This window comes from Paenibacillus sp. FSL k6-2145 (assembly GCF_037976585.1).
GTDB lineage: Bacteria > Bacillota > Bacilli > Paenibacillales > Paenibacillaceae > Paenibacillus.
The window spans coordinates 2,478,195-2,491,539 of sequence record NZ_CP150267.1 but is presented as its reverse complement, the minus strand read 5'-3'; the positions used below and the strand labels follow the sequence as shown (position 1 = coordinate 2,491,539).

General features: G+C 48.8%; 5 protein-coding genes, 17 tRNA genes and 3 rRNA genes. 2 read left to right on the top strand and 23 right to left on the bottom strand.

Annotated features, from left to right (window positions below; translation table 11 throughout):
• Positions 1-5: 5 nt before the first annotated feature.
• Positions 6-1,688 carry a helix-turn-helix domain-containing protein gene (locus NZ043_RS11135; protein ID WP_339311790.1) on the top strand — a complete coding sequence of 561 codons (1,683 nt, stop codon included), beginning with the start codon at positions 6-8 and terminating at the stop codon, positions 1,686-1,688.
• Between the two features lie 94 nt (positions 1,689-1,782).
• Positions 1,783-2,835, top strand: a complete 1,053-nt coding sequence (locus NZ043_RS11130; RefSeq protein WP_091038010.1) for an ABC transporter substrate-binding protein — start codon at positions 1,783-1,785, stop codon at positions 2,833-2,835.
• 138 nt (positions 2,836-2,973) lie between these two features.
• Here NZ043_RS11130 and NZ043_RS11125 read toward each other — a convergent pair whose 3' ends face one another.
• The 23 genes from NZ043_RS11125 to NZ043_RS11015 all read right to left on the bottom strand — a co-directional run bounded on the left by NZ043_RS11125 (position 2,974) and on the right by NZ043_RS11015 (position 13,303).
• Positions 2,974-3,579 (bottom strand): short chain dehydrogenase, encoded by a 606-nt coding sequence (locus NZ043_RS11125; protein WP_133387007.1) that lies wholly within the window; start codon positions 3,577-3,579, stop codon positions 2,974-2,976.
• 185 nt (positions 3,580-3,764) lie between these two features.
• Positions 3,765-3,835, bottom strand: a tRNA-Gly gene (locus NZ043_RS11120).
• 12 nt (positions 3,836-3,847) lie between these two features.
• Positions 3,848-3,921 (bottom strand) — tRNA-Pro (locus NZ043_RS11115).
• Positions 3,922-3,937: 16 nt separating this feature from the next.
• Positions 3,938-4,014: transfer RNA gene (locus tag NZ043_RS11110), tRNA-Arg, on the bottom strand.
• Positions 4,015-4,020: 6 nt separating this feature from the next.
• Positions 4,021-4,095, bottom strand: a tRNA-Gly gene (locus NZ043_RS11105).
• Positions 4,096-4,103: 8 nt separating this feature from the next.
• A tRNA-Leu gene (locus NZ043_RS11100) sits at positions 4,104-4,191 on the bottom strand.
• Between the two features lie 9 nt (positions 4,192-4,200).
• Positions 4,201-4,276, bottom strand: a tRNA-Lys gene (locus NZ043_RS11095).
• A gap of 9 nt (positions 4,277-4,285) precedes the next feature.
• A tRNA-Gln gene (locus tag NZ043_RS11090) sits at positions 4,286-4,360 on the bottom strand.
• A gap of 11 nt (positions 4,361-4,371) precedes the next feature.
• Positions 4,372-4,447 (bottom strand) — tRNA-His (locus NZ043_RS11085).
• Between the two features lie 97 nt (positions 4,448-4,544).
• Positions 4,545-4,620 (bottom strand) — tRNA-Thr (locus tag NZ043_RS11080).
• 22 nt (positions 4,621-4,642) lie between these two features.
• Positions 4,643-4,720, bottom strand: a tRNA-Asp gene (locus tag NZ043_RS11075).
• Between the two features lie 26 nt (positions 4,721-4,746).
• Positions 4,747-4,820, bottom strand: a tRNA-Met gene (locus NZ043_RS11070).
• 16 nt (positions 4,821-4,836) lie between these two features.
• Positions 4,837-4,912 (bottom strand) — tRNA-Val (locus NZ043_RS11065).
• Positions 4,913-5,034: 122 nt separating this feature from the next.
• Positions 5,035-5,106 (bottom strand) — tRNA-Glu (locus tag NZ043_RS11060).
• Between the two features lie 17 nt (positions 5,107-5,123).
• Positions 5,124-5,215, bottom strand: a tRNA-Ser gene (locus tag NZ043_RS11055).
• Between the two features lie 3 nt (positions 5,216-5,218).
• A tRNA-Asn gene (locus NZ043_RS11050) sits at positions 5,219-5,294 on the bottom strand.
• A gap of 1 nt (position 5,295) precedes the next feature.
• Positions 5,296-5,371 (bottom strand) — tRNA-Ala (locus tag NZ043_RS11045).
• 34 nt (positions 5,372-5,405) lie between these two features.
• A tRNA-Ile gene (locus NZ043_RS11040) sits at positions 5,406-5,479 on the bottom strand.
• 57 nt (positions 5,480-5,536) lie between these two features.
• Positions 5,537-5,653: ribosomal RNA gene (gene rrf / locus NZ043_RS11035) — 5S ribosomal RNA — on the bottom strand.
• A 74-nt stretch (positions 5,654-5,727) separates the two neighbouring features.
• Positions 5,728-8,649 (bottom strand): 23S ribosomal RNA (locus NZ043_RS11030).
• A 310-nt stretch (positions 8,650-8,959) separates the two neighbouring features.
• Positions 8,960-10,511, bottom strand: a 16S ribosomal RNA gene (locus tag NZ043_RS11025).
• The 16S, 23S and 5S rRNA genes sit together here with 17 tRNA genes alongside, the layout of an rRNA operon.
• Before the next feature lie 616 nt (positions 10,512-11,127).
• Positions 11,128-12,093 (bottom strand): arginase, encoded by a 966-nt coding sequence (gene rocF / locus NZ043_RS11020; protein ID WP_339311788.1) that lies wholly within the window; start codon positions 12,091-12,093, stop codon positions 11,128-11,130.
• Entirely contained in the window at positions 12,083-13,303 is a 1,221-nt protein-coding gene (locus NZ043_RS11015) for an ornithine--oxo-acid transaminase (RefSeq protein ID WP_339311787.1), read from the bottom strand. The genes rocF and NZ043_RS11015 overlap by 11 nt, the downstream gene beginning before the upstream one ends.
• Positions 13,304-13,345: the final 42 nt, after the last annotated feature.

Sequence of the window (13,345 nt, the reverse complement as noted above, 5' to 3'; positions counted from 1 at the left end):
TTCTGGTGACTTTGCAAGTCTTTCCACTGATATCTAACGGTGACCATACCCGTGACCTATATGCAAGATTCAAGACATCCGAAGTTCTCAATCAAGCGTCTTTTCTTCCCCCATTCGTATTAGCGGACTCACATCTTCTGCTCATCTGTACTGGTGGTGAGGCCGATATCCGTATTGGGCACAGGCTGAATCATGCCACACTCGGCAAAATGTATCTGATCCTGCCAGGAACAGCGATAGAATATACACCGGATGAGGTTCATCCTTTACAGGGCATCGCAATATATTTTGATATGTTGAAGCCTCTCTCCGAAATCAATAAAGCTACTTCCGGCTCTACTGTAATGGAGATTTACCAAAAAGGGTTACTTCGTTCGTCTTATGCCGATGAATTACCGCATGAACTTTTTCAGGAATGTACCAGAATTGCCTCACAGCTCCATGAATGCATCTCTGTACCTCAAGAAAATCGTCCATTTCGTATTCAGACTTTGATGCATGAATTGTTGACCCATGTGTATGCTCCTCCCAAAGAAAGCACAGTAGGAGATTCCGAACACACCTCTGCTTTGGATCAAACGCTTGAACTTATTGAGCTTGGATATGCTGAGCATCTTTCTCGTGAAGTTCTTGCCGGTGTGGCAGGTATGAGTGTATGGCACTATTCGCGGGTATTCAAAAACCGTACTGGCATCAGTCCCATGGAGTACGTGAATAACATCCGCATGGACAGGGCCAAAGAGATGCTGCTCGTCCCCGGCCAAACCATCAAACATATCGCCTCACAGGTTGGTTTTCAGGACGAGTTTTACTTTAGTCGCAAATTCAAAAAATATGTTGGCGTGTCTCCCTCTACCTATCAACGGCAGAAACGCAGTAAAATTGCTGCTCTCTCCTTCGGAACCACTGGCCATCTGCTAGCATTACAGATCATCCCCCATGCGGCATTGATCGATAACCGACGGGATCAACACAGGAATCTGTTTTTCTCCAATATCCCTTATCATCTGGGACGTAGCAAACGCATGAATCCTCATATCTGGCAAACCAACGTTGAGTTGTTGATACAAGCGCGCCCGGATCTCATAATCTGTAATGAGTACGAAGCCCATACGTTAAAAAGAACGCTGCAGCGAATTGCTCCTACCATCGTTATCCCATGGAAAGGATTGAGCTGGCGGGAACACTTCGTACAAGTTGCCTCCATTGTGGGACAGCAACAGAATGCTCAGCAGTGGTTGGAGCAGTATGATGACAAGGTAATCCATGCTAAAGAGCAGCTTACTTATTTCATCGGAAAGGATACGGTCTCCATCATTCATATCATGATGGGTCATCTGTTAATCTACGGGCGACGCAATGGGGGCGCTGTTCTATATAACGACCTGGGCGTGTCCCCTTCACACGATCTGCTTCCAGGGCAAGTCTATCGTGCATTGGATGAACAGGAGTTGCCTCAAATGGTTGGAGATCGCATGTTACTGATTGTGGACCAGGACTCAGAATCCCAGCAACGTTGGCATAAACTACAACATACTCAGCTATGGCAACAATTGATGCCCGTGCAGAACCAGCATGTATATCTGCTAGATGAAATGCCTTGGTTGGATTATTCACCATATGCCCATGATCAAATTATTGATGAAACCCTGAAACTTTTTGGTGGTACTCAGCACATTAATCCATGACCGGATAGCACAGAAGGCTATGTCTCCCCCAACATGAGACCGCTACAATATAAAGTGTACTGAGAATCAATATCATTAGAAACACAGGGGGATTATGATGTACAAACAGCATTATGTCAAAATAACGGGGATCCTGTTCATACTCGCCATGTTACTTGTTGCGTGTGGACAGACACCTGCAAGCACTTCGCAGCCATCTGCAGATGGCGTAAAATCAGCTGCGGGGACAGATGGGGACTCATCCACTGAATCAACTACTAAAACCGTGGAGAGCGCCAGTGGCAGCAAAGAAATCCCAGCACATCCCGAACGGATTGTGTCCATTAATATGGAGGACATTCTCCTCTCCTTGGAGGTACCACTGGTACTTGCTACACCTATTGGCCGCCAAGATTACCTGAATGAGCAACTTGAAGCCCAAGGCGTGGCTGTCGAACCCATTAATGAAAGTGTCAATTTTGAAGCTGTAGTCAGCGCCAATCCGGACCTCATTATTGCCAATGCCAGTTTGGATGCCAAAATTCTCGAACAACTTGAGAAAATCGCGCCTACGATCACTTATGATCGCCGTAATTGGCAGGAATCTATCGTACAGGTAGCTACTGCATTGGATATTGAAGAGCGGGCTGAACAGCTTTTACAAAAAAATAAAGATCAGGTAACTGAAGCTCAGAAACTCGCAGCCGATATCACCAAGACCAAACCAACAGCTGCATTCCTGCGCCTGGAAGAGAAAGATATGCGTTTGTTCTTCTCGTCCATTCCATCTACGCCATTCCCAGCTTCTAGTTATGTAGGAGCGGGCTATGAAATTGGATTCACTCCCGATGCTCTCGTTACCAAACTCGAGGCTGAGAATCCAGATCGGATGAATGCCAGTATCTCGGTTGAGCTTTTGCCTGAAATCAAAGCAGACTATCTGTTCATTGTGTCCATTAGCTCAGATGGATCAGCTGAAGCTTTGCAAAAAACAAAAGATGAACTCAACGAAATCCAGCAACTCCAAGTATGGAAAAGCCTACCCGCTGTTCAAAATGGTCATGTCTATGTCCTCAATGCTAAGAAATGGCTTATTGACGGCCCCATTGCCGAATCGCTCAAACGTAATGAAATGCTCGAAGTTCTTGGACTACCTGCTTCACAATAGTAAACATACCTCTGTTTCATCCACAACAAACAAAAGGAGATTCACCGGATTTTCGGTGGATCTCCTTTATATTTAATATTCCAAATGGTCTCATTCAGCAGTTCTTCATTCCAGTAATTCTTCATTCACATCAGGCTTTTAATATATTTTAAAGTTTTGGGCTGTTTCGATCCCAAGTGCACTCTGGATAAACGTATTAGCCACTTTCTCTACAGGTACAGGATTAAATCCAATAAAGAAATCCTTATATTTCTCCGCCGACTCTACAAACAAGTTGGGACTAACTGAGTTCAAACGAATGCCTCTTGGCAACTCAAACGCTGCCGCTTTGGCAAACGCATCAATGGCCCCATTGACCATAGCACTTGATGCGCCTTTCTCAATAGGGTGGTCTTGTATTATGCCACTGACCAACGTGAAACTCCCTTTGTCATTAATATAGTGCTGACCAATCAACACGATATTAACCTGTCCAAGCAGTTTACCCTGCACACTAATCATATTGTTCTCAGGTGTAAGTTCTTCGAGTTTCGCATAATGGGTCTGACCTGCCGCCACAATGACGTAATCAATATTTCTCACCGTTTCAAAGAGGGTAGTAATACTCTCTGTCGAAGTCATATCTACCTGAACATCCCCGGATTGTCTACCTGCTGTAATAACCTCAACGGAATAATCTCTCAGTTTCGCAACAACAGCTTTACCTAGCGTTCCGTTTCCACCAATGACCAGTGCTCTTTTCATTACTGTTTGTCCTCCTTTATAAATAAACACGGTAAATCAGATACGAATTGTTCTATTTACTAAAACAAAGATTCTATCCTTAATCAAATGACAATTGACTCTATTTTAAAAGGAATCCACTTATTCTTTTTAACGCAAAAAAAAACCCTTGCTATAAGCAAAGGCTTTTCTGTATGTTACTCGGAAGCGGGTGATGGGAATCGAACCCACGCTATTAGCTTGGAAGGCTAAAGTTCTACCATTGAACTACACCCGCAAAATAAAAAAATCGGGATGACACGATTTGAACATGCGACCCCCTGGTCCCAAACCAGGTGCTCTACCAAGCTGAGCTACATCCCGATACTTATGAGAATAATGGCGCGCCCTGAGAGATTCGAACTCCCGGCCTTTTGATTCGTAGTCAAACGCTCTATCCAGCTGAGCTAAGGGCGCAAATATTGGAGCGGAAGACGGGAATCGAACCCGCGACCCTCGCCTTGGCAAGGCGATGCTCTACCGCTGAGCCACTTCCGCAAAACATATGGTGCGGTCGAGAGGACTCGAACCTCCACGGGGGGTTAGCCCACACGGACCTGAACCGTGCGCGTCTGCCAATTCCGCCACGACCGCAAAATATAATGGTGAGTCATGAAGGGCTCGAACCTTCGACACCCTGATTAAAAGTCAGGTGCTCTACCAACTGAGCTAATGACTCGTAATGAAATGGCTGGGGATATAGGATTTGAACCTATGCATGACGGAGTCAAAGTCCGTTGCCTTACCGCTTGGCTAATCCCCATTAAAAAATCATGGGGCGATCGAGGGGAATTGAACCCCCGAATGCCGGATCCACAAACCGGTGCGTTAACCACTTCGCCACGATCGCCATAGAGTAAGCCATTCATCCACTAAGAGTATCTTAGTATTAGCAACTGCATCTATAATATACATTCTATCACAAATTCAGATGTAAATACTAAAAATGGTGCCGGCGAGAGGACTTGAACCCCCAACCTACTGATTACAAGTCAGTTGCTCTACCAGTTGAGCTACACCGGCACGGTGTATATTTAATTAAAAATGGCGGAACCGACGGGATTCGAACCCGCGATCTCCTGCGTGACAGGCAGGCATGTTAGGCCAACTACACCACGGTTCCAGATCACTTTCTCAGGGAAAGTATAATTGCGGGGGCAGGATTTGAACCTGCGGCCTTCGGGTTATGAGCCCGACGAGCTACCGGGCTGCTCCACCCCGCGTCGTTATAAAGTTATATGGTGGAGGCTGAGGGGATCGAACCCCCGACCCTCTGCTTGTAAGGCAGATGCTCTCCCAGCTGAGCTAAGCCTCCATAATATGACCCGTAGGGGATACTCTCACTTCGTTCGAGACTGCGAAGCTGTTGCTAACGAAGTACATCCTCCGACGAACCTTTGGGATTCTCATCTCTTGTTGAAGCAATAGGTATTGCTATGACCCGTAGGGGATTCGAACCCCTGTTACCTCCGTGAAAGGGAGGTGTCTTAACCCCTTGACCAACGGGCCTTGCTAAAAAAATTATCTGGCGGAGAGAGAGGGATTCGAACCCTCGAGACGCTTGTGACGCCTACACGATTTCCAATCGTGCTCCTTCGGCCAGCTCGGACACCTCTCCATATGGCTCCCCGAACAGGGCTCGAACCTGTGACAACTCGATTAACAGTCGAGTGCTCTACCAACTGAGCTATCAGGGAATGGTGGAGCCAAGCGGGATCGAACCGCTGACCTCCTGCTTGCAAGGCAGGCGCTCTCCCAGCTGAGCTATGGCCCCATACACTGTGTATTTCTTTGTTGTGGTCTTGCTATGGGCCCTGGTGGACTCGAACCACCGGCCTCACCCTTATCAGAGGTGCGCTCTAACCAACTGAGCTAAGGGCCCTTATATATCCCTAATTCCTTGGCAAGGGGGGCAAAAAAAATACCCCAAAGGGAAATCGCTTGGCGGCGTCCTACTCTCCCAGGACCCTGCGGTCCAAGTACCATCGGCGCTAGAGGGCTTAACGGTCGTGTTCGGGATGGGTACGTGTGGAACCCCTCCGCCATCGCCACCAAACGCATAGCTTACATTTCAGAGATCGTTCTCTGAAAACTAGATTCGAAACGAAACATGCGAATTATCACTTGCTATTGGATAAGCCCTCGACCGATTAGTACTGGTCAGCTCCATGCATTGCTGCACTTCCACCCCCAGCCTATCTACCTCGTCGTCTTCAAGGGGTCTTACATACTGGGAAATCTCATCTTGAGGGGGCTTCACGCTTAGATGCTTTCAGCGTTTATCCCGTCCGTACATAGCTACCCAGCGGTGCTCCTGGCGGAACAACTGGTACACCAGCGGTACGTCCATCCCGGTCCTCTCGTACTAAGGACAGCTCCTCTCAAATTTCCTACGCCCACGACAGATAGGGACCGAACTGTCTCACGACGTTCTGAACCCAGCTCGCGTACCGCTTTAATGGGCGAACAGCCCAACCCTTGGGACCTACTTCAGCCCCAGGATGCGATGAGCCGACATCGAGGTGCCAAACCTCCCCGTCGATGTGGACTCTTGGGGGAGATAAGCCTGTTATCCCCAGGGTAGCTTTTATCCGTTGAGCGATGGCCTTCCATGCGGTACCACCGGATCACTAAGCCCGACTTTCGTCCCTGCTCGACTTGTAGGTCTCGCAGTCAAGCTCCCTTATGCCTTTGCACTCTTCGAATGATTTCCAACCATTCTGAGGGAACCTTTGGGCGCCTCCGTTACTCTTTAGGAGGCGACCGCCCCAGTCAAACTGCCCACCTGACACTGTCCCCGCACCGGATTACGGTACCAGGTTAGAACCTAGATACGATCAGGGTGGTATCCCAACGTTGCCTCCACGCAAGCTGGCGCTCACGTTTCAAAGGCTCCCACCTATCCTGTACAGATCGTACCCAAATTCAATATCAAGCTGCAGTAAAGCTCCATGGGGTCTTTCCGTCTTGTCGCGGGTAACCTGCATCTTCACAGGTATTAAAATTTCACCGGATCTCTCGTTGAGACAGCGCCCAAGTCGTTACGCCATTCGTGCGGGTCAGAATTTACCTGACAAGGAATTTCGCTACCTTAGGACCGTTATAGTTACGGCCGCCGTTTACTGGGGCTTCGGTTCACAGCTTCGGGATTGCTCCCTAACCACTCCCCTTAACCTTCCAGCACCGGGCAGGCGTCAGCCCGTATACTTCGCCTTACGGCTTCGCACAGACCTGTGTTTTTGCTAAACAGTCGCTTGGGCCTTTTCACTGCGGCCCCCTCGTGCTATTCACACTACCGGGGCACCCCTTCTCCCGAAGTTACGGGGTCATTTTGCCGAGTTCCTTAACGAGAGTTCTTCCGCGCGCCTTAGAATACTCTTCTCGCCTACCTGTGTCGGTTTGCGGTACGGGCACCTTCACCTGGCTAGAGGCTTTTCTTGGCAGTGTGAGATCATGACCTTCGCTACTACAATTTTCGCTCCCCATCACAGCTCAGCCTTACAATGTGCGGATTTGCCTACACATCAGCCTCACTGCTTAGACGGACATCCATCAGTCCGCGTCACTACCCTACTGCGTCCCCCCATTGCTCATAACGGCTTACGGTGGTACAGGAATTTCGACCTGTTGTCCTTCGACTACGCCTTTCGGCCTCGCCTTAGGTCCCGACTTACCCTGAGCGGACGAGCCTTCCTCAGGAACCCTTAGGCTTTCGGCGGATCAGATTCTCACTGATCTTTTCGTTACTCATACCGGCATTCTCACTTGTATAATGTCCAGCGCTCCTTACGGTACACCTTCAACCCTTATACAACGCTCCCCTACCCCTGATGCAAGCATCAAGCCATAGCTTCGGTGGTGTGTTTAGCCCCGTTACATTTTCGGCGCAGAGTCACTCGACCAGTGAGCTATTACGCACTCTTTCAATGGTGGCTGCTTCTAAGCCAACATCCTGGTTGTCTGTGCAACTCCACATCCTTTCCCACTTAACACACACTTGGGGACCTTAGCTGATGGTCTGGGCTGTTTCCCTTTTGACAATGGATCTTAGCACTCACTGTCTGACTCCCGGAAGTAAGTCTATGGCATTCGGAGTTTGACTGAGCTTGGTAACCCTTGCGGGCCCCGCACCCAATCAGTGCTCTACCTCCACGACTCTGTTTTCCGAGGCTAGCCCTAAAGCTATTTCGGGGAGAACCAGCTATCTCCGAGTTCGATTGGAATTTCTCCGCTACCCCCACCTCATCCCCGCATTTTTCAACATGCGTGGGTTCGGGCCTCCAGTGCGTGTTACCGCACCTTCACCCTGGACAGGGGTAGATCACCCGGTTTCGGGTCTACGTCCACGTACTATGTCGCCCTATTCAGACTCGCTTTCGCTGCGGCTCCGGCTCTTCACCTTAACCTTGCACGGGAACGTAACTCGCCGGTTCATTCTACAAAAGGCACGCCATCACCCCTAAAACGGGCTCTGACTTTTTGTAAGCACACGGTTTCAGGTTCTATTTCACTCCCCTTCCGGGGTGCTTTTCACCTTTCCCTCACGGTACTGCTTCACTATCGGTCGCTAGGAAGTATTTAGCCTTGGCAGATGGTCCTGCCGGATTCATACGGGGTTTCACGTGCCCCGCACTACTCGGGATCCGTCTCGGAGACAGACTTTCAACTACAGGGCTTTTACCTTCTTTGGCGGGCCTTTCCAGACCTCTTCGCTTAACCGGTTCCTTTGTAACTCCATGTGAGACGTCCCACAACCCCAAAGAGCAAGCTCTCTGGTTTGGGCTTCTCCGCGTTCGCTCGCCGCTACTGACGGAATCACTATTGTTTTCTCTTCCTCAGGGTACTTAGATGTTTCAGTTCCCCTGGTATGCCTCTACACAACCTATGTATTCAGTTGTGAGTAACTGGAAATTACCCCAGCTGGGTTTCCCCATTCGGACACCCCCGGATCAAAGCTTGCTTACAGCTCCCCGAGGCAGTTTCGTTGTTCGCCACGTCCTTCATCGGCTCCTAGCGCCTAGGCATCCTCCGTGTGCTCTTAGTAGCTTAACCATATCGCTCGTGTTCGAGCTGTCACTCCGCTTGGTTTGCTTGCGCAAATCCAAAAGTCGTTCCATTTCGATCACTCGCTCATGCAATCTACCTTATAACACTTCACTTGTTTACACAAGATCAGCTTAAAGGAATGTTCTAATTCGCGTTTGTTTCGTTTCGATATCTAGTTTTCAAAGAACAAGCTCCATGCAAAAGCAAGCTGTTTTGAGAGTTTGAGCTCTCAAAACTGAGCAACGAGTGAGTAACTAGCCGACCTGGCTAGATTTTGTATTTGAATGTTTCCGTTGCAGGAAACGATTCTCCATAGAAAGGAGGTGATCCAGCCGCACCTTCCGATACGGCTACCTTGTTACGACTTCACCCCAATCATCTATCCCACCTTCGGCGGCTGGCTCCTTGCGGTTACCCCACCGACTTCGGGTGTTATAAACTCTCGTGGTGTGACGGGCGGTGTGTACAAGACCCGGGAACGTATTCACCGCGGCATGCTGATCCGCGATTACTAGCAATTCCGACTTCATGCAGGCGAGTTGCAGCCTGCAATCCGAACTGAGACCGGCTTTGTTGGGATTGGCTCCATCTCGCGATTCGCAGCCCGTTGTACCGGCCATTGTAGTACGTGTGTAGCCCAGGTCATAAGGGGCATGATGATTTGACGTCATCCCCACCTTCCTCCGGTTTGTCACCGGCAGTCTATCTAGAGTGCCCACCCGAAGTGCTGGCAACTAAATATAAGGGTTGCGCTCGTTGCGGGACTTAACCCAACATCTCACGACACGAGCTGACGACAACCATGCACCACCTGTCTCCTCTGTCCCGAAGGAAAGGTACATCTCTGTACCGGTCAGAGGGATGTCAAGACCTGGTAAGGTTCTTCGCGTTGCTTCGAATTAAACCACATACTCCACTGCTTGTGCGGGTCCCCGTCAATTCCTTTGAGTTTCAGTCTTGCGACCGTACTCCCCAGGCGGAGTGCTTAATGTGTTAACTTCGGCACCAAGGGTATCGAAACCCCTAACACCTAGCACTCATCGTTTACGGCGTGGACTACCAGGGTATCTAATCCTGTTTGCTCCCCACGCTTTCGCGCCTCAGCGTCAGTTACAGCCCAGAGAGTCGCCTTCGCCACTGGTGTTCCTCCACATATCTACGCATTTCACCGCTACACGTGGAATTCCACTCTCCTCTTCTGCACTCAAGTCACCCAGTTTCCAGTGCGATCCGGGGTTGAGCCCCGGGATTAAACACCAGACTTAAATGACCGCCTGCGCGCGCTTTACGCCCAATAATTCCGGACAACGCTTGCCCCCTACGTATTACCGCGGCTGCTGGCACGTAGTTAGCCGGGGCTTTCTTCTCAGGTACCGTCACCTTGAGAGCAGTTACTCTCCCAAGCGTTCTTCCCTGGCAACAGAGCTTTACGATCCGAAAACCTTCATCACTCACGCGGCATTGCTCCGTCAGGCTTTCGCCCATTGCGGAAGATTCCCTACTGCTGCCTCCCGTAGGAGTCTGGGCCGTGTCTCAGTCCCAGTGTGGCCGATCACCCTCTCAGGTCGGCTACGCATCGTCGCCTTGGTGAGCCGTTACCCCACCAACTAGCTAATGCGCCGCAGGCCCATCCCCAAGTGACAGATTGCTCCGTCTTTCCAGTCTCCTTCAGGCGAAGAAAACAACTATTCGGTATTAGCTACCGTTTCCGGTAGTTGTCCCAAACTTGAGGGCAGGTTGCCTACGTGTTACTCACCCGTCCGCCGCTAACTATCAGAGAAGCAAGCTTCTCATCAAGTCCGCTCGACTTGCATGTATTAGGCATGCCGCCAGCGTTCGTCCTGAGCCAGGATCAAACTCTCCAATAAAGTATTGAAAAGAGCGATAAGCTCATTTTGAATCTGACGAGATTAAAAATCTCATTTGTGCTCCAGCCGATCCAAGCCAAGGCTTGTTTCCAACTTTCGCGTTCATTCTGCAAGCAGAATGTTTACTCACTCGTTGTTCAGTTTTCAAAGATCAAACTTGTTCCGTTACCGAATGTCGTTCTCTTCAGCAACTCTTATATAATATCATGTCCGAACCAACTTTGCAAGCTCTTTTTTTAAGTTTCTTTCGAAGCTTATTTCATTTGCTTGCCGCACCGTGTAAACCGTGTTTTCTTGGCCGGAATTAGAATATATCATGTACAGATTTCAATTGCAAGTCTTTTTTCAAAAATGATAATCAACCCACATCATCAGCACAATATGTAATCTGACGCTCCTGTACTTTAGAAATAACTCTCCGCATCCTCATTACGACGCTTCTAATATACTTATCCATTAAACATAACCAGGGAAGCCACTTCCACTGCGATTGCAGTGAACAATTGATTGTGACTAGCCCTGGTTTTCGAAGATCTCAGTTTTCTTTCCTTCTATAATAGATAAGAAATTATATTCCTTAGGCAAAGCTTGCACACTCCGCATCACTTCTCAGTGCTTACAATATGCGCTTACCAAGTAACGAAGCGATCAGTTCCACACCAAGCCTTGCCGTATGTCTATTGTGGTCAAACAACGGATTCACCTCAACCAGTTCCATCGACGTAACTTGATTTGTGGAAGCAAGTATCTCCAATGCATAATGTGCCTCTCGATAATTCAAACCACCCGGTACTGGGGTGCCCACACCCGGAGCTTCCCGCGGATCCAGACAATCCATGTCAAAGCTGACATGAATACCATCTGTCCCTTTTCCCGCAGTAGCTACTGCTTGCTCAATAACTTGCTGTATTCCCATCCGGTCAATATCATGCATCGTAAATGCTCGGATTCCCAGTCCCTTAATCTGCTCTTTCTCATACTCATCCAAATCACGCAGACCAATATAGACCAAGTTGGACGGATCAATAAACGCGCCTGCTCCAGCAATGTGTGACAGATTGAATGCAGTATGCCCCAAGGATGCAGCCACGCTCATCCCATGCATATTACCGGACAAGCTACGTTCTTCCGTATTCAAGTCTGCATGCGCATCAAACCAGATCACACCCAAATTCGAATAATGCGCTGTTAGCCCGGCAAAAGTACCAATCGCTACACTATGATCTCCCCCAAGCACAAGTGGAAAAGCCCCCTCCTCTACTGCGCCTGATACTTCACTACACACCTTCTGACTGACCTGACGTACCTCATTTAAATGTTTTACACGATTTCGCTCAATAGGGGCAGCCGGTTCAGAAGGACAATCTACCCGCACTTCTTTGGAAAGTACTAGCCCAAGACTCGCAATCTCCCGCTTCAGTCCAGCTGTAATCAATTCATCAGGCCCCAACTCTGCTCCACCTCTTGCTCCACCGAGTCCAAAAGGAACCTTAATGATAGCAATATTACGTCGCACAGATGTTTGACTTGTATCAATAGAAGTATCTTTTATTCCACCATGTACATCATCATCATTTTTCATCTAGGTCAGCTCCCTCATTGTTGATCAACACCTGCTCAATTCTCTCCAGTGCCCAGTCAATCTCGGACTCTTTAATCGTCAGTGGTGGAGCAAATCGGATGGTCGTCTCATGGGTTTCTTTACATAGCAAACCAGCAGACATCAATCGCTCACAATAGGGACGTGCTGATTCATGCAGCTCAACACCAATAAATAACCCTCTACCCCGAATATCCCGTATGGCTGAACTGCGAATATCTCGAAGTCTTTTCATAAAATAGTTCCCCAGACGCTCCGATCGCTCGGCAAGCTTCTCATCTTCAAGAACTTTCAGAGCTGCTATAGCCACGGCGCAGGCGAGTGGGTTACCCCCAAACGTAGAACCATGAGACCCCGGCTCAAACAAATCAAGTATCTCCGCATCAGCAGCAATAGCCGAGATGGGCATGACCCCTCCCCCCAGCGCTTTACCCATAATCCAGATATCTGGTTCAACCCCTTCCCAGTCGGAGGCAAAACGGCGACCCGTTCTTCCAAATCCGGTCTGGATCTCATCAGCTACAGTCAACACCTGCTGGCTCTTACACAGAGCAAAGGCTTCAGCCAAATATCCATCAGGCGGGATAACAATTCCAGCTTCGCCCTGAATAGGCTCTACAAGAAAACCAGCCGTATTTGGCGTAATGGCCTTTTTCAGCGCTTCTATATCTCCATAGGGAATAATCCGGAATCCAGGTGTGAACGGTCCAAAATCTTTTTTATACTCCGCTGAAGAGGAAAAGGAAGTAACCGTCAGAGTTCTTCCATGAAAGTTACCAGAACATACGATAATTTCGGCTTGATTCTCCGGTACACCTTTGCAACGATAAGCCCATCTACGTACTGCCTTTACCGCAGTCTCCACCGCTTCAGCTCCTGTATTCATGGCAAGAATCTTGGATTTGCCCGTGAATTGTGAGAGTTTCTGATAAAAAAGAGAAGCGGAGCTGCTGTGGAATGCCCGTGATGTCAGCGTAACCTGATCTGCCTGATCCTTGAGCGCCTGTATGATCACAGGATGTCTATGACCATGATTCAATGCAGAGTATGCACTTAACATATCCATATAACGGCGGCCTTCAGGGTCTTGCACCCATACCCCTTCCGCCTGTTCAATAACAATAGGGAGCGGATGATAATTAGGTGCAGCATAACGCTCCGACCAATCCATTAACATTTTGGAATCTGACATACACACCCAACACCTTTCCAAAATATTGTATACAAAATACAA